We start from the raw sequence: 16,511 nt of genomic DNA on the forward strand, positions 1-16,511 counted from the left end.
CGCACGAAAACCATGCACTAGGGTCTTCCCTGGGACGTCTGTTGTCAGTGCTAGATGCGGGTGCTGCTGCGGCCCATGAGCATGACCGGCACTTGCAGCGTGCGACCGGGCATGTCGGGCTCGGCCATGCGTTCGGCCAGACAGGTAACTGCGCTTTGGGCCAGCGCATCCACGTCCTGGCGCAGGGTGGTCAGCGCGTAGGCGGATAGGCTGGCCATGGGGATGTCGTCAAAGCCTATGACCTGGAAATCCTCAGGTACCCGCAGCCCCATATGCTGGCGTGCGCCGTCCACCAGGCCGCAGGCCAGCACGTCGTTGGCGCAGAAGATGCCGTCTGGCCGGGTGGACGTGTCGGATAGCAGCGTCTGCACGGCATCGAAGCCGCCGGCATAGCTGGCCGCGGGAGCGTCCACGCAGCGCAGGCTGAGCTCGCCGCGCTGCGCGGCAGGCGCCAGGGTCTGCACGAATCCCTCGCCACGGATGCGGGCGCTGTAGGTGGCGGTAACGGAGCTGAGGAAGACCAGCTTGCGTGCACCCTGCGCGACCAGGGCGCGGGCTGCCATGGCACCGCCGGCAAAGTGGTCGCTGTTGACTACGTCCACACCTTCCAGATCGGGCGAGCGGTTGATCATGGCCACGGGCACGCGCAGCCGCAGGTATTCCTGGGCTAGCTCTATGGGCGGTGTGCCCGAGGTCAGGATGACCCCGGCAATCCGGTACTGCAGCAGGTGCCGCAGCGATTTGGCCAGCTGCTCTGGCTCGCTGGCGTCCATCAGCAGCGGGGCCAAGGAGCGCAGTGCCAGGTGGTGGGTGATGGGCCCGAGCAGGCTCTGCAAAAAAGGGTCGCTAAAGCCCTTGACCACCACGCCGACGAGATTGCTCTGGCGTTGGATCATGCTGCGCGCCAGCATGTTCACCTGGTAGCCCAGAGCCTCGGCGGCGCGTTGCACCTTTTCCCGGGTTTCGGGCGAGACGCTGGCGCCTTCTGTGAAGGTGCGCGATACCGCCGAGCGCGACACCCCGGCCTTGCGCGCCACGTCGGCGGCGGTGATCCAGGACGAATGGTTGTCGGTGGCCATGGGGCGATGCCGGTTTACAGCGCGAAGTCGTAGTCGATGGTGATAGGCGCGTGGTCGGAGAACTTCACATCCTTGTAGATGTGCTCGCTGCGTGCCAGGGCGGCGATGGCTGGCGTGGCCAGGTGGTAGTCCAGCCGCCACCCCACGTTGTTGGCATAGGCCTGGCCGCGGTTGCTCCACCAGGTGTAGGCGGTGTCGGTGGCGGTGGGCTGCAGTTGCCGGTACACGTCCACCAGGCCCAGGCCTTCGGCGGCCAACGGGTCCAGGTCGGCACGGGCCAGCAGGTGGGTCATCCAGGCGCGCTCTTCGGGCAGGAAGCCGCTGTTTTTCTGGTTGCCGCGCCAGTTTTTCAGGTCTATGGCCTGGTGGGCGATGTTGACGTCCCCACAAAGGATGAAATCGCGGCTTTGCTTTAAGGCGGTCAGGTAGGGGCGCATTTCGGCCAGAAAGCGGAACTTGGCCTGCTGCCGCTCGTCACCCGAAGAGCCGCTGGGAAAGTAGCAGCTGATGATGGAGAACTTGCGCTTGGGCGTGTCAAAGCGCAGTTCCACATAGCGGCCTTCGGCATCAAATTCCGGTGAACCATAGCCCGTCACGACTTCGCTGGGGGTATGTTTGCTGTACACACCCACGCCGGAGTAGCCCTTTTTTTCGGCGAAGTGAAAGTAGCCTTGCAGGCCGGCCATTTGTTCGAATTTGCCCTGCACATCGGCCGCTTGGGCCTTTACTTCTTGGACACAAATACAATCCGGCGCAGTGGCGGCAATCCAGGCTTCTACGCCTTTGGTGGCAGCCGAGCGGATACCGTTTAAATTCAGGCTGGTTAATTTGAACAAGGAATTCCCCCATGGTGGAAAGTAAAGCGCCGGGCAGTTTGGCGCAGGATTTTGTGCAGTTCGCGGTCGATGCGGGGGTGCTGCGCTTTGGTGAATTCAAAACCAAAGCCGGCCGCTTAAGCCCCTACTTCTTCAACGCTGGCTTGTTCGACGACGGCGCCCGCATGCAGCGTCTGGCCGAATTCTATGCACAGGCCTTGCTGCACAGCGGCATCGAGTTTGACATGATTTTCGGCCCGGCCTACAAAGGCATTCCGCTGGCTGCCACTGTGGCGGTGGAGCTGGCCCGGCATGGCCGTAACCTGCCGTTTGCCTACAACCGCAAGGAAGCCAAGGACCATGGCGAAGGCGGCACCCTGGTAGGCGCGCCGCTCAAGGGCCGGGTGCTGATCGTGGACGACGTGATGTCGGCCGGCACAGCCGCCCGCGAGTCGATAGCCTTGATCCAGGCGGCCGGCGCCACGCCCCATGCGGTGGTGATTGCGCTGGACCGCCAGGAAATGGCGACCGAGGCTGGGCGTGATGTACCGCACAGCGCGGTGCAGTATGTGCGTGACCAATTAGGCATGCAGGTGTGCGCTATTGCGAAGCTGGCCGACTTGCTGCAATATTTGGAAACAAATGGCACAGACGAATTACGGGCTCACTACCCGAAGGTGCTGGCATATAGGCAGCGCTACGGCGTAGACAAAGGAACCGTGTGATAGCTTGGGTGAGGTGTTTGGGGATGTTTGCTCTGTGTGCTGGCCTGCACCTTGGTGCGGGCGCGCAAGGCATCTTCACCTGTATAGACGGACGGGGCAAGCGTCTCACCTCTGACCGGCCGATTCCCGAATGTATGGACCGCGAGCAAAAAGAGCTCAACTCCAGCGGCACGGTGAAACGCAGTGTTGCCCCCGTGCTCACCCCGCAAGAAGAAGCCGCCCAGGCCGCCCTGGAGAAAAAGGACACGGAAGACAAGGCCCGTGCCAACGAAGAGCGCCGGCGCAACCGCGCGCTGCTGGCCCGCTACAAGAACCAGGCCGCGCACGACGCCAGCCGCAGCGAAGCACTGACCCAGGTGGACGAGGTGATCCGCGCGGCCAACACCCGTTTGGCCGATCTGGCGCAGCAGCGCAAGTCCCTGGACGCAGAGATGGAGTTTTACGCCAAGGACCCCAGTAAAGCACCGTTTGCCCTGCGCCGCCGCATGACAGACAACGACGAGAGCGTGCTGGCCCAACAGCGCTTCATCGCCAACCAGCAGCAGGAGAAGCAGCGCGTAAACGACCGTTTCGACGAAGAGCTGGCCCGGCTCAAGCCCCTGTGGAGCGGGGCCCGCTGAGCCGCCGGGTTATCAGGCCAGCTTGGCCTTCAGCAGTTCGTTGATCTGCCCTGGGTTGGCCTTGCCCTGGCTGGCCTTCATGATCTGACCCACCAGCGCGTTCAAAGCTTTGCTGTTGCCGGCTTTGAACTCGGCCACGTTCTTGGCATTGGCCGCAATCACCGTATCCACGATGGCTTCTAGCGCGCCGGTGTCGTTCATCTGGCGCAGCCCCTTGGCCTCGATGATCGCATCCACCTGGGCGTCGGCATCGGTCCACAGCGCATCGAACACCTGCTTGGCTGCATTATTGGAGATGGTGCTGTCGGCAATGCGTACCAGCAATTGCGCCAGTTTTGCCGCGGAAACGGGGGCTTGGGCAATGTCCAGGTCTTGCCCGTTCAGGCGCCGTGCCAGCTCGCCCATGATCCAGTTGGCGGCCAGCTTGGGCTGGGCGCCAGCGGCAATGGCGGCTTCGAAATAGCCGGCAATCTCCTTGCTTTGCGTCAAGGCATTGGCGTCGTATTCCGACAGGTTGAAATCGGCCACAAGGCGGGCCGCCATGACACGGGGCAGCTCGGCCATTTCAGAGCGCACGCGCTCCACCCACTCGGGTGCCACCACCAGCGGCGGCAGATCCGGGTCGGGGAAGTAGCGGTAGTCGGCGGCGTCTTCCTTGGTCCGCATGGCACGGGTTTCGCCGGTGTCAGGGTTGAACAGCACCGTGGCCTGCTGGATCTCCAGCCCGTCTTCGATCTGCTCGATCTGCCAGCGCACCTCAAAGTCGATGGCCTGTTGCATGAACTTGAAGCTGTTCAGGTTTTTGATCTCGCGGCGTGTACCCAAGGGGCCGCCGGGCTTGCGCACCGACACGTTGGCGTCGCAGCGGAACGAGCCCTCTTGCATGTTGCCGTCGCAGATGCCGATCCAGGTGACGATCTTGTGCAGCTCCTTGGCATAGGCTACAGCCTCGGCGCTGGAGCGCATGTCCGGCTCGGTAACGATCTCCAGCAGCGGCGTGCCAGCGCGGTTCAAGTCGATACCGGTTTGGCCAATGAAGTCTTCGTGCAGCGATTTGCCCGCATCTTCTTCTAAATGCGCGCGCACCAGCCGCACGGACTTCTTCTCGTCGCCCAGGAAGAACTCCACGCTGCCGCCTTGCACCACCGGAATCTCGAACTGGCTGATCTGGTAGCCCTTGGGCAGATCCGGGTAAAAGTAGTTTTTGCGCGCAAACACACTGCGCGGCGCGATGTGCGAGCCCAGCGCCAGGCCGAGCTGGATGGCGCGTTCGACCGCACCCTTGTTCATCACCGGCAGCGTACCGGGCAAGGCCAGATCGACCGCGCAGGCCTGGGTATTGGGTTCGGCACCGAAGGCCGTGGAGGCACGGCTGAAGATTTTGCTCTGTGTGGAGAGCTGGGCATGGGTTTCAAAGCCGATGACGACTTCATAGCCCTGCACCAGCAGGGAAGGGGTTGCTTTGCTCATATCAGAAGCCCGCGGGTTGGCGTGTGTGGAAGTCGGTAGCCTGCTGGAAGCGGTGGGCCACGTTCAGCAGCTTGGCTTCTTGCAGGTAGTTGCCGATCAGCTGCAGGCCGACAGGCATGCCGGCCTCGCCAAAGCCGGCGGGAATGCTCATGCCGGGCAGGCCGGCCAGCGACGAGGGCAGGGTGAAGATGTCGGCCAGGTAGCTGGCGACCGGGTCGGCGGACTTGTCGCCCAGCTTCCAGGCCACGGTGGGCGCCACCGGGCCGGCGATCACGTCGCACTGCTGGAAGGCTTGCTGGAAGTCGTCGGCAATCATGCGGCGGATTTTTTGGGCCTGCAGGTAGTAGGCGTCGTAGTAGCCGTGGCTCAGCACATAGGTGCCGATCATGATGCGGCGCTTCACCTCGTCGCCAAAACCTTGGGCGCGGGTCTTTTTGTACATATCGACCAGGTCGACGTATTTGTCGGCACGGTGGCCGAATTTCACGCCGTCGAAGCGGCTCAGGTTACTGGAGGCCTCGGCCGGCGCAATGATGTAGTAGACCGGGATGGCCATTTCCGTGCGCGGCAGTGTGATGGGCACCAGCTTGGCGCCTAGTTTGGTGTATTCCTGCAGCGCGGCATCCACGGCGGCACGTACGTCAGGCGCCAGACCCTCGCCGAAGAATTCCGCCGGTACGCCGATACGCAAGCCTTCGATGGAGTCGTTTAGCTGGCGGCTGTAGTTCTCGGCGGGCAGGTCCAGCGAGGTGGAGTCGCGGTCCAGGTCCGGGCCACAGAGTGTGCTCAGCAGCAGCGCGCAGTCTTCGGCGCTGCGCGCCATCGGGCCGGCCTGGTCCAGGCTGGAGGCAAACGCCACCATGCCATAGCGCGACGCGCGGCCATAGGTCGGCTTGATGCCGGTAATGCCGCAGAACGAGGCCGGCTGGCGGATGGAGCCGCCGGTATCGGTGCCGGTGGCTGCCGGCACCAGGCGCGCGGCCACGGCGACCGCGCTGCCGCCCGAAGAGCCGCCGGGGATGCGGCTGGTGTCCCAGGGGTTCTGCACGGGCTGGAAGGCAGAGTTCTCATTGGCCGAGCCCATGGCGAACTCATCGCAGTTCAGTTTTCCCAGGGTAACCACGCCCTGCTGCGCCAACTGATTGACAACTGTGCTATCAAAAGGTGAGCGATAGCCGGCAAGCATCTTGGAGCCGGCGGTGGTCGGGAAGTCTTTGGTGGCGAAGATGTCCTTGTGCGCCATCGGTACGCCTTCTAGCGTACCGGCCGTGCCATTGGCCAGACGCGCATCGGCGGCCTGGGCCTGGCGTAGGCTGACGGCTTCGTCCATGGCCAGGTAGGCGCCCAGCGGCGCGTGGGTTTGCGCGCGGGCCAGGAAATGCTGGGTAGTTTCGACGGCGGAGACCTTGCGTGCGCGCAGCTGTTGGGCCAGTTCGACCAGCGACAGGTCGTGGAGTTGGGAGGGGAGGCTCATGGCGCTTTATTCAATGACTTTAGGGACGAGAAACAGGCCGCGTTCCACGGCAGGGGCGGTTTGCTGGTTGGCTTCGCGCTGGTTGGGCTCGCTGACCACGTCGTCGCGCAGGCGCAGCGTGATGTCCTGGATGGCGGCCACCGGGTGCGCCAGCGGTTCAATCCCGGTGGTGTCCACCGCGCGCATTTTTTCCACAATGCCAAAAAAACCATTGAGTTGCGAGAGCAGGCGCTCGCTCTCGGCGGGTTGGAGTTCTAGCCGTGCCAGATTGGCAATGCGGTCGAGTTCTGGAAGCGTCAGGGCCATGTGTAAGACAGGTGAGAAAACGAAAGTAAAGTGCCGTTTACGCGGCGTACGCGGGCGTTCTGCACAGGGGATGCGGTATTATCCCGCCTTTGGTGTATCCGCTGCGAAATCGCCGGTATTTGCACCGAAAACCCCTATTTGACCCGTTATACAGGGCGATGGCAGGCCGATGCGCAGGCCATGCCTGAGAGGATTTTGCATGTTTGGGACTTTTCGTCGGTATTTTTCGACCGACCTGGCCATTGACCTTGGCACCGCCAACACCCTGATTTACGTACGCGGCAAGGGCATTGTGCTCGACGAACCGTCCGTAGTCGCCATCCGCCATGAAGGCGGACCCCAGGGTAAAAAAACCATCCAAGCCGTAGGCAAGGAAGCCAAGGCCATGCTGGGCAAAGTGCCCGGCAACATCGAGGCCATCCGCCCGATGAAAGATGGCGTGATCGCCGACTTCACCGTCACCGAGCAGATGCTCAAGCAGTTCATCAAGATGGTGCACCCGCGTGGCGTATTCCGCCCCAGCCCGCGCATCATTATTTGCGTGCCTTGCGGCTCTACCCAGGTCGAGCGCCGCGCCATCCGTGAATCGGCTTTGGGCGCCGGCGCCTCCGAGGTGTACCTGATCGAAGAACCCATGGCAGCGGCCATCGGCGCCGGCTTGCCGGTGTCGGAAGCCAGCGGCTCCATGGTGGTGGACATCGGCGGCGGTACCACCGAAGTCGGTGTGATCTCGCTGGGCGGCATGGTCTACAAGGGCAGCGTGCGTGTCGGCGGCGACCGTTTCGACGATGCCATCATCAACTACATCCGCCGCAACTACGGCATGCTGATCGGCGAGCCCACCGCCGAAGCCATCAAGAAGAACATCGGTTCGGCCTTCCCCGGCTCCGAAGTCAAAGAGATGGAAGTCAAGGGCCGCAACCTGTCCGAAGGCGTGCCGCGCAGCTTCACCATTTCCAGCAACGAAATTCTGGAAGCGCTGACCGACCCACTGAACAACATCGTGGCCTCCGTCAAGAACGCGCTGGAACAAACTCCGCCTGAACTCGGTGCCGACATTGCCGACCGCGGCATGATGCTGACCGGCGGTGGCGCCCTGCTGCGCGACCTGGACCGCCTGCTGGCCGAAGAAACCGGCCTGCCGGTGCTGGTGGCCGAAGAGCCACTGACCTGCGTGGTACGCGGCTGCGGTATCGCCCTGGAGCGGATGGAGCGTTTGGGCTCTATCTTCACCAGCGAATAAGCCGGTTTTAGCGACTTCCAATCAGAGGTACAGCGATGCCACTTGGTACGCTGGACAGAAACCCCCCGCCGTTCTTCAAACAGGGCCCTTCGGCCCTGAGCAAGCTGATTTTCTTTAGCGCCCTGGCCCTGTTTCTGATGGTGGCCGATGCGCGTTTTACCCTGATGCGGCCCTTGCGCGCCGCTTTGGCCACCGTGCTGTACCCCGTGCAGTGGGTGGTGATGGAGCCGTTGCGCTTGGTACGCGGTGGGGGCGCCTATATGGAGTCCCTGTCCAGCCTGCAGGCCCAGGCCGACCAGGCCCAGCGCCAGCTGGCAGCCCAGTCGCAACGCGCCGGTCAGGTGGAAATGCTGGCGCTGGAGAACCAGCGCCTGCGCCAGCTGCTGGAGCTGCGTGCCCAGATATCCACGCCACAACAGACGGCCGAGGTGTTGTACGACGCGGCCGATCCCTATACCCGCAAGGTCATCATCGACAAGGGCACGACCCAGGGCGTGGTGGCCGGCTCGCCCGTGCTCGACGGACTGGGCGTGCTGGGCCAGGTGACACGGGCCCACCCCATGGTCAGCGAGGTCACTTTGCTGATCGACCGCGACCAGGCGATTCCCGTTCTGAATACCCGCACCGGCGCCCGCAGCGTGGCTTATGGCGACCCCACCAGCGCCTCGGGCAGCCAGCTGGAGCTGCGCTTCATGGCCGGCAATTCGGACGTGCAGGTGGGTGATGTGCTGACCACCAGCGGGGTGGACGGCGTCTATCCGCTGGGTCTGCAGGTGGCCAAGATTGCCCGTATCGAGCGGCGCGCCGACTCGGCCTTTGCGCGTATTTACTGCAGCCCGGTGGCCCAGGTATCGGGCGCTCGCCATGTGATGGTGCTGCAACCCGTGGGTCTGCCCGATCTGCCCGTACCAGCTCCTGCAGCTGCTCCCAAAAAAGGAGCAAAGAAGTGAGCACTTATATGCGCAGGGGCTGCTTATGATCATGCGTCCTGGCCAGCAGCTGCTGTTGCCTGCAAATCCGGTTTTCATTGCTTTCAGCCTGGTGCTGGCGCTGTTCTTCAATATGGCGGTGAACATGGCCTGGGGCCGTGTGCCCTGGGTGCCGGACCTGCTGGCCGTGTTGCTGGTGTTCTGGAGCGTGCATCAGCCTCTGCGCGTGGGGATTGGTACGGCCTTCTTTTTCGGGCTGTGCATGGACGTGCACCAGACCGGCCTGTTGGGTCAGCATGCGCTGTCCTACACCGTGCTCAGCTTTCTGGCGATTGCCATGCACCGCCGGCTGCTGTGGTTTACGGTGCCGTCCCAGGCCATGCAGGTGCTGCCATTGTTCGTGGCGGCCCATGTGATCGATCTGGTGCTGCGCATGCTGGGCGGCGGCATCTTCCCTGGCTGGTGGATGTTGCTGGCGCCTCTGCTGGAGGCCGTGCTGTGGCCTTTCGTCAGCGTGGCCTTGCTGGCGCCACAGCGCATGGCACCCGACCCCGATAAAACCCGGCCTCTATGACCGAACTGAAGGATGTTGGCGCCGAGCTGTCGCGCTTTCGCACACGGCTGGTGGCGGCAGGGGTGGTGGTGGCACTGGCCTTTAGCGGGCTGGTGGCGCGGCTGGGCTATTTGCAGATCGTGCGGCATGAGGACTTGCTGGAGCAAGCCGAAAACAACCGCACGGCGATTGTCCCGGTGGTGCCCAACCGGGGTCTGATCCTGGACCGCAATGGCGTGGTGCTGGCCAGCAATTATTCGGCCTACACCCTGGAGATCACGCCCAGCAAAGTGGAGGACCTGGAGGAGACCATCGAGGGCCTGTCCCAGGTTGTGGATATCCAGCCGCGTGACCGACGTCGCTTCAAGAAGTTGCTGGAGGAGTCGCGTAATTTCGAATCGCTGCCCATCCGTACCCGGCTGACGGATATCGAGGTGGCCCGCTTCTCCGCCCAGCGCTACCGCTTCCCGGGTGTGGACGTGAAGGCCCGCCTGTTCCGCAGCTACCCTTACGGTGAGTTGGCCAGCCACGTGATCGGCTACATCGGTCGCATCAACCAGGCCGAAAAGGCGCGCATCGACGACTCGGACGATGCCGACAACTACAGCGGCACCGAATACATAGGCAAGCTGGGCGTGGAGCAAAGCTATGAAGCCCAGCTGCACGGCCTGACCGGGGTGGAGGAAATCGAAACCTCGGCCGGCGGCCGTGCCGTGCGCAAGCTGGCCAGCAACCCGGCCACTCCCGGCAACACCGTGGTCATGTCCATCGACATCAAGCTGCAGAAGCTGATCGAAGACCTGTACGGCGACCGGCGCGGTGCCATGGTGGCACTGGACCCGAAGACCGGCGAGGTGCTTGCTTTTGTCAGCAAACCAACCTTCGACCCGAACCTGTTTGTGGAAGGTATCGATGCAGAGAACTGGGCCGCGCTGAACGAGTCGCCCGACAAGCCGCTGCTGAACCGGGCCCTGCGCGGCACCTACCCGCCAGGCTCCACCTACAAGCCCTTCATGGCCCTGGCCGCGCTGGAAACCGGCAAACGCACGCCACAGCAGGCGATTTTCGACCCTGGTTTCTTCCTGCTGGCCGGCCACCGCTTCCGTGATGACAAGGAAGGCGGCCATGGCACGGTGGATATGTATAAATCCATCGTCCAGTCCTGCGACACCTATTACTACATGCTGGCCAACGACATGGGGGTGGACCTGATCCACGACGAGGTTGGCAAGTTCGGCTTTGGTAGCCTCACCGGCATCGACATCTACGGCGAGGTGCGCGGCATTCTGCCGTCCACCGACTGGAAGCGCCGCGCCTACAAGCGGCCCGAGCAACAGAAGTGGTATGCCGGCGAGACCATCTCGCTGGGCATTGGCCAGGGCTATAACAACTTCACCATGCTGCAGCTGGCCTCGGCCACCGGCATCATCGCCAACGACGGCGTGAAGATGAAGCCCCACCTGGTGAAAGAGGTGGTGGACGTGGTCTCGCACACCGCGCAGCAGACCCTGCGCGAGATCAAGGCCGAGTCGATTGCCAAGGCCGTGAACATCGACGTCATCAAGAAAGCCCTGGTGGGCGTGAACGTGGAGGGCACGGGCGCCACGGCCTTCCGTGGCGCCAGCTATGTGGCTGCTGGCAAGACCGGCACAGCCCAGGTGGTGACCATAGGTCAGAACGAAAAATACAACGCTGCGCGCACCGCCGAACGCTTCCGCGACCACGCCTTGTACATGGCCTTCGCTCCGGCGGACAACCCGACGATCGCCCTGGCCATGGTGGTGGAAAACGCCGGCTTTGGTGGAGCCAATGCCGCGCCGATCGCGCGCCGTGTTTTCGACTACTGGTTGCTGCACCAATACCCTTCGGTAGAAGACATGGCAGCGGTACAAAAGGGCCTGGCCCAGACCCCCATAGGCACGCCGCGTGCCGTGGCCGATGTGCCCGACCTGCCCGGCGCACCGGCCTCTGCACCTGTGGCGGCGGCTTCTGCCGCTGCTGGAGTGGCCTCTGCGGCGTCCGGCGCATCTGCGCCGCGCGTACCTGCCAGTCGGCCGGTGCTTGTACAGAAAAAAGCCGGCTAGCGCAGGTAGTACCTACGCTAGTCGCTATTTAATTCGTAGCGATACAGCCCTGGCGCGCTATTGCAAAAAGGCGGCGTAGCCAGTCTTCAAGATCAGCGCACTCACCACCGCGATGAACACGCCGCGTACAAAGCCCGTGCCGTGCTTCAGCGCCAGGCGCGAGCCCAGCACGCTACCCACCACATTGGCGATGGCCATGAACAGCACGTAGTGCCACCAGATGTGGCCGGTGGAGATGAACAGAATCAGCGCCGCCAGGTTGGTGGCGGTGTTCAGCAACTTGGCCGAGGCCGAGGCGGTCAGAAAGTCGTAGCCCAGCCAGCGCACCAGCAGAAACACGAAAAAGCTGCCCGTGCCGGGGCCGAAGAAGCCGTCGTAGAAACCAATCGTCAGCCCGATGGCGCTGGCCACCAGCGCCTCCTGGCGGCCGCTGAAGCGCGGCGCATGCACCCGGCCCAGGTCCTTCTTCACCAGCGTATAGCCCAGCACGGCGACCAGCACCAGGGGCAGCAGCTTGCGCAAGAAGTCGGGCGAAATTACCGTGACCAGCCAGGCGCCGCCGAAGGCGCCCACAAAGCCGGCCAGTGCGGCTGGCAGCAGTGCAGCCCAGCGCATCTCGACGCGGCGGCTGTACTGCCAGGTGGCAAAGCCCGTGCCCCAAATTGAGGCACCTTTGTTCACGCCGAACAGTGTGGCGGGGTGGGTGCTGGGGAAGGTGGCGAACAGGGCGGGCACCAGGATCAGGCCGCCACCGCCAACGATGGCATCGATAAAACCGGCCAATAGCGAGGCCAACGAGACAAATAGGAGTTCCATGCCGGGGATTTTCCCATCCCTGGTTTGCTATTTATTTGGTAGCTGGTTGCATAGGAAGAACCTGCGCTGGAGGCGATTTTTGTCCAGAAAATAAAAAAGCGCCGGGATGAAGCGGCGCTTTTGAAAAACATCTCGTTCGGATGTCTAAATCATATTTTGATAATTCTGCTGGATGTCTCCCCGGACCCTCGCTGGTAGAGGCGCTGGTCCTCTCTGCAAGTGGCGTAAATGTAGCCCCATGTCGGTGCACGCGTATGAGGACTTACCCTGGCCCGGCCAGGCGTTTGATCTACATCAAAGTTCCGGCCGAAGTATCCACTCGGCGGCCTTTTCGGCCAGCATCAGCGTGGGGGCATTGGTATTGCCGCTGGTGATGCTGGGCATGGCGCCCGCGTCCACCACCCGCAGGCCGGCCACGCCGCGCACCCGCAGGCGGCTGTCCAGCACGGCCAGCGGGTCGTCGGCGCGGCCCATGCGGGTGGTGCCCACGGGGTGGAAGATGGTGGTGGCGATGTCACCGGCCAGCGCGGCCAGTTCGGCATCGCTCTGGTACTGCGCGCCCGGCTTCCATTCCTCGGGGCGGTAGGGCGCCAGCGCCGGTTGGGCGACGATGCGCCGGGTCATGCGCAGCGAATCGGCGGCCACCTGGCGGTCCTCGGCCGTGCTCAGGTACTGCGGTGCGATGGCCGGCGGGTCGTCTATGCGCGGGCTCTGGATCTGCACCGTGCCACGGCTGGTGGGGTTGAGGTTGCAGACGCTGGCGGTAAACGCTGGGAAGCGGTGCAGCGGCTCGCCAAACGCGTCCAGCGACAGCGGCTGCACGTGGTACTGGATGTTCGGGTAGGGCCGGCCCGGGTCGCTGCGGGTGAAGGCTCCCAGCTGGCTGGGCGCCATGCTCATCGGGCCGCTGCGGTGCAACGCGTATTCCAGTCCGATGCGGGCCTTGCCCCACAGGCTGTTGGCCAGCACGTTCAGGGTGGGTACGCCCTGCACCTTGAAGACGGCGCGTATCTGCAAATGGTCTTGCAGGTTGGCCCCTACGCCGGGTAGGTCGTGCGCCACGGCAATGCCGTGCCGCTGCAGTAGCGCGCCCGGGCCTATGCCAGACAGCTGCAGTATCTGCGGCGAGCCTATGCTGCCGGCGCACAGAATGACTTCCTGCGCCGCGTGGACCGTGAGCATCTGCCCGTCCACCCGCACCTGGGCGCCGGTGCAGCGCAGGCTGCCGTCGGCCTGGGTGGCGGTGTTCAGCTTCTCCACCTGGGCCGAGGTCCACAGCGTGAAGTTGGGCCGGCCCATGCAGGCCGGGCGCAGAAAGGCCTTGGCCGTGTTCCAGCGCCAGCCGCGCTTTTGCGTGACTTCGAAATAGCCTACGCCATGGTTGTCGCCGCGGTTGAAGTCGGGGCTGGCCGGTATGCCGGCCTGCTGGGCCGCCAGGGCGAAGGCGTCCAGCACGTCCCAGCGCAGGCGCTGCTTTTCAATGCGCCATTCGCCGCCCACGCCGTGCAATGCGTCGCCGCCCAGATAGTGGTCCTCGTGGCGGCGGAAGTAGGGCAGGGTCTGCTCCCAGCTCCAGGCCGGGTCGTCGGTCAACCTGGCCCAATGGTCGTAGTCGCGGGCTTGGCCGCGCATATAGATCATGCCGTTGATGCTGGAGCTGCCGCCCAGCACCTTGCCGCGCGGGTAGCGCAGCGCGCGGCCGTTGAGGCCAGGCTCGGGCTGGGTACGGTAGAGCCAGTCTGTGCGCGGGTTGCCTATGCAGTACAGGTAGCCCACGGGGATGTGGATCCAGGGGTAGTTGTCGTGGCGGCCGGCTTCCAGCAGCAGCACGCGGCGCTGCGGGTCTTCGCTCAGGCGCTTGGCCAGCAGGCAGCCAGCGGTGCCTGCGCCGATGATGATGGTGTCGAAATGCGTGTCCACGGGGCGGCTCAGGTGCGCAGCCGGCGCCGGGCCGCTCTCAGTGCGGTGCCAGTGCGGCGCTGCCCAGTTGATCGGCCTGGCGGTTGCCGAACTTGGCGGCCAGCTGCTCTTCGGCGATGAAGTCGCTGTAGGTGAACTCGGCATGCGCCATTGGGGCGGCAGTCTGCTCGTCCTTGATGGTTTGCGTCAGCAGCTTGCGCAGCACCATCAGGCTGCCGGGGTCCAGCGACTTCTCGGTTTCGTTCAGCGTGCGTTGCAGGTCGGAGCTGCCGACATGGGCTTTCTGGGCATCGTCGTATTCGATGCCACGTATCAGCCGCAGCGTCAGTTGCCGTGTGGCAACGAAGCGGGTGGCGACGAAGGCCGGGTGGACGCGGCTGAGCACCAGTTGCAGGCCGCCGAGCAGAATCTGCAGCTCCAGCAGTTGGTGGTTGTCTGTCACACGGGGCAACAACAGCTCGGTGTTCCAGGGCGAATCGTGGCGCAGGCTTGGGTTGTTCATGGAGAGCCATGGTAGCCATTGACCTTACCAATGAATTGCAGCTAAGCGGTTGAAAATCCCTGCAATTCCTGCGTTTGCCGGCACCTGTATCAAGCCGCGCGCACCGCCTTGGGGTGCTCCAGCCGGTGTATCACTTCCCTGACCACGGCCATCATCACCGCGCGGTCGGCATTCGGGTGGTCGGCCATGTGCTGGGTGGTGCTGCCGGCGCGCACCCAGGCGCCCGCCGCATCGCTGCCAAACAGCAGCTGGATGCCGTGCTGCGCCAGCAGCGGCCCGCAGGCGGCCCAGCTGCGGGTCCACTGCGGCAGCTTGTGCGTGCCTTCCCACAACGTGCCTGCGCTCTCGTAGCATTCCTCGATCTGGTGGTGGCCCAGCAAATGGGCCAGCTGGCGTTCCTTGGCAACACAGCTGCGGAAGTATTCTTCGTCGGTCATGCGCATATGGACTCCTATGTTGTGGCAAGTAAAACCGGCCATTTGCGCAGATATAACAAGCGCAAGCAGCTATATATTTAATAGTGCAGCACAGTTACCATGGTGCCCCGTTTTACCGGTCTGCGCCATGCCTGCATCCCCTGGTTCCGCTCCTGCCCGTTTTGTGACCGGTCCATTGTTTCGCCATGTGGCGGTGATGTCCACTACCTCGGCCATCGGGCTGGTGGCGGTGTTTGTGGTGGATTTGATCAACCTGTTCTACATCGCCCGCCTGGGCGAGCAGTCGATTGCCGCGGCCGTGGGTTTTGCCGGGGTGGTGGGCTTCTTCCACACCTCGCTGTGCATAGGGCTGACCATCGGCATTGCGGCCGTGGTGTCGCGTACGGTGGGTGCAGGCAGGGCCGAGGATGCGCGCCGCCTGGCCATGTCCAGCCTGTTCTGGATGGTGCTGGCGGCGGCGCTGGTGGGCAGCGGCACAGCGCCGTTTCTGCACCCGCTGCTGCGCACCTTGGGCGCGGCGGGCGAGACCGAGCGGCTGGCCGCGCGCTACCTGGGCGTGACCGTGCATGCCCTGCCGCTATTGGGCATAGGCATGGCCTGCTCGGCTCTGCTGCGCTCGGTGGGCGATGCGCGGGGCGCCATGCAGGTGACCCTGGGCGCGGCGGTGGTCACGGCGGTGCTTGACCCGATCCTGATTTTCGGCCTGCACATGGGGCTGGACGGCGCTGCTGCCACGGCGGTGGTCTCGCGCAGCATTCTGGCGGCGGTAGGGCTGCGCGGCGTGCTGCGCCACCATCTGCTGGGCCGGCTGGAGCGCGGCCACCTGCTGGCCGATGCCCGGGCCCTGGCGGCGGTAGCCGGCCCCGGTGTGCTGAGCAATCTGGCGACGCCGGTGGGGGCGGCCTTTGTGACGCATTCCATCGCGCAGTTTGGCGCCTCGGCCGTGGCCGGCCAGGCCATCATCGACCGGCTGACACCGGTGGCTTTTGGCATGGTGTACGCGCTCAGCGGCGCGGTCGGCCCTATCCTGGGCCAGAACCTGGGGGCCCGTGCGTTCGACCGGGTGCGCCAGGGCCTGCGCGACAGCCTGCGCTTCATGGTGATGGCCGTGGGCGCTGCCTGGCTGCTGCTGGCGCTGGGCCAGGGCCTGCTGGTGCAGGTCTTCGGGGTGGATGGCGATGCGGCGCATCTGGTCCGCATGTACTGCAGCTGGCTGGCGCCCAGCTTCTTCTTTATCGGCGCGTTGTTCGTGGCGAATGCCGCGTTCAACAACCTGGGCCGCCCGCTGTGGTCCACGGGCTTCAACTGGGCTCGGGCCACGCTGGGCACTATTCCGTTTGCCTGGTGGGGCGCGCACTACGGCCCGGTGGGCGTGCTGGCCGGGGCCGGTGTGGGCAGCGCCATTTTCGGCGTGATGGCGATGCTGATGGCCACGCGCCTGGCCCGGCAGATTGGGCAGGAATAATGCCGCTAGCGCAGGTTGTATCTGCGCTAGTAGCTACTAATTAAATAGCAATCAGCTGCCGCTGCAGGTCTGT

General features: G+C 64.1%; 16 protein-coding genes. 7 read left to right on the forward strand and 9 right to left on the reverse strand.

Annotated elements, in window-relative coordinates; genetic code table 11:
- Positions 1–50: 50 nt before the first annotated feature.
- Together AC07R0_RS15905 and AC07R0_RS15910 are read right to left on the reverse strand one after the other, a co-directional pair.
- The gene (locus AC07R0_RS15905; protein ID WP_495105578.1) at positions 51–1,079 is read right to left on the reverse strand and encodes a LacI family DNA-binding transcriptional regulator; all 1,029 of its coding nucleotides are present in this window, start codon (positions 1,077–1,079) and stop codon (positions 51–53) included.
- Positions 1,080–1,093: 14 nt separating this feature from the next.
- A complete protein-coding gene (locus AC07R0_RS15910; RefSeq protein WP_495105579.1) occupies positions 1,094–1,915 on the reverse strand; it encodes an exodeoxyribonuclease III in 822 nt (273 codons plus the stop codon).
- Positions 1,916–1,926: 11 nt separating this feature from the next.
- Between AC07R0_RS15910 and pyrE the strand changes: the two genes are divergently transcribed.
- On the forward strand, positions 1,927–2,619 hold the full coding sequence (pyrE, locus tag AC07R0_RS15915) for an orotate phosphoribosyltransferase (protein WP_495099697.1): 693 nt from the start codon (positions 1,927–1,929) through the stop codon (positions 2,617–2,619).
- A gap of 23 nt (positions 2,620–2,642) precedes the next feature.
- Entirely contained in the window at positions 2,643–3,239 is a 597-nt protein-coding gene (locus AC07R0_RS15920) for a DUF4124 domain-containing protein (RefSeq protein ID WP_495105580.1), read from the forward strand.
- A gap of 12 nt (positions 3,240–3,251) precedes the next feature.
- Here AC07R0_RS15920 and gatB read toward each other — a convergent pair whose 3' ends face one another.
- The 3 genes from gatB to gatC are packed head-to-tail and all read right to left on the reverse strand — an operon-like array spanning position 3,252 to position 6,489.
- Positions 3,252–4,709: an Asp-tRNA(Asn)/Glu-tRNA(Gln) amidotransferase subunit GatB gene (gatB, locus tag AC07R0_RS15925; RefSeq protein ID WP_495105581.1), complete on the reverse strand. Its 1,458-nt coding sequence runs from the start codon at positions 4,707–4,709 to the stop codon at positions 3,252–3,254.
- Position 4,710: 1 nt separating this feature from the next.
- Positions 4,711–6,183, reverse strand: a complete 1,473-nt coding sequence (gene gatA, locus AC07R0_RS15930) for an Asp-tRNA(Asn)/Glu-tRNA(Gln) amidotransferase subunit GatA (RefSeq protein ID WP_495105582.1) — start codon at positions 6,181–6,183, stop codon at positions 4,711–4,713.
- Positions 6,184–6,189: 6 nt separating this feature from the next.
- Positions 6,190–6,489, reverse strand: coding sequence for an Asp-tRNA(Asn)/Glu-tRNA(Gln) amidotransferase subunit GatC (gene gatC / locus AC07R0_RS15935; RefSeq protein WP_495099693.1), 300 nt, complete (start codon positions 6,487–6,489; stop codon positions 6,190–6,192).
- 199 nt (positions 6,490–6,688) lie between these two features.
- On the opposite strand from gatC, the gene AC07R0_RS15940 reads away from it, so the two are divergent.
- From AC07R0_RS15940 to mrdA, 4 genes are read left to right on the forward strand one after another with little or no spacing between them, the layout of a single operon-like run.
- Entirely contained in the window at positions 6,689–7,732 is a 1,044-nt protein-coding gene (locus AC07R0_RS15940; RefSeq protein WP_295952839.1) for a rod shape-determining protein, read from the forward strand.
- Between the two features lie 35 nt (positions 7,733–7,767).
- Positions 7,768–8,682: a rod shape-determining protein MreC gene (mreC, locus tag AC07R0_RS15945; protein ID WP_495099692.1), complete on the forward strand. Its 915-nt coding sequence runs from the start codon at positions 7,768–7,770 to the stop codon at positions 8,680–8,682.
- Positions 8,683–8,707: 25 nt separating this feature from the next.
- On the forward strand, positions 8,708–9,235 hold the full coding sequence (mreD, locus tag AC07R0_RS15950; protein ID WP_495099691.1) for a rod shape-determining protein MreD: 528 nt from the start codon (positions 8,708–8,710) through the stop codon (positions 9,233–9,235).
- Positions 9,232–11,298, forward strand: a complete 2,067-nt coding sequence (mrdA, locus tag AC07R0_RS15955; RefSeq protein ID WP_495099690.1) for a penicillin-binding protein 2 — start codon at positions 9,232–9,234, stop codon at positions 11,296–11,298. Before mreD ends, mrdA begins: the two co-directional genes overlap by 4 nt.
- A 57-nt stretch (positions 11,299–11,355) precedes the next feature.
- On the opposite strand, the gene AC07R0_RS15960 is transcribed toward mrdA, so the two are convergent.
- The 4 genes from AC07R0_RS15960 to AC07R0_RS15975 all read right to left on the reverse strand — a co-directional run bounded on the left by AC07R0_RS15960 (position 11,356) and on the right by AC07R0_RS15975 (position 14,973).
- Entirely contained in the window at positions 11,356–12,114 is a 759-nt protein-coding gene (locus AC07R0_RS15960) for a sulfite exporter TauE/SafE family protein (RefSeq protein ID WP_495099689.1), read from the reverse strand.
- Between the two features lie 294 nt (positions 12,115–12,408).
- The gene (locus tag AC07R0_RS15965; RefSeq protein ID WP_495105583.1) at positions 12,409–14,034 is read right to left on the reverse strand and encodes a GMC family oxidoreductase; all 1,626 of its coding nucleotides are present in this window, start codon (positions 14,032–14,034) and stop codon (positions 12,409–12,411) included.
- A 37-nt stretch (positions 14,035–14,071) separates the two neighbouring features.
- On the reverse strand, positions 14,072–14,536 hold the full coding sequence (locus AC07R0_RS15970) for a hypothetical protein (RefSeq protein WP_495099687.1): 465 nt from the start codon (positions 14,534–14,536) through the stop codon (positions 14,072–14,074).
- A gap of 89 nt (positions 14,537–14,625) precedes the next feature.
- Positions 14,626–14,973, reverse strand: coding sequence for an aminoacyl-tRNA synthetase (locus tag AC07R0_RS15975; RefSeq protein ID WP_495099686.1), 348 nt, complete (start codon positions 14,971–14,973; stop codon positions 14,626–14,628).
- A 127-nt stretch (positions 14,974–15,100) separates the two neighbouring features.
- On the opposite strand from AC07R0_RS15975, the gene AC07R0_RS15980 reads away from it, so the two are divergent.
- Complete coding sequence (locus tag AC07R0_RS15980) at positions 15,101–16,438, forward strand: MATE family efflux transporter (protein WP_495105584.1); 1,338 nt, start codon at positions 15,101–15,103, stop codon at positions 16,436–16,438.
- The last annotated feature ends 73 nt before the right edge of the window (positions 16,439–16,511 follow it).

The organism is Rhodoferax sp. GW821-FHT07F03 (genome assembly GCF_059418745.1).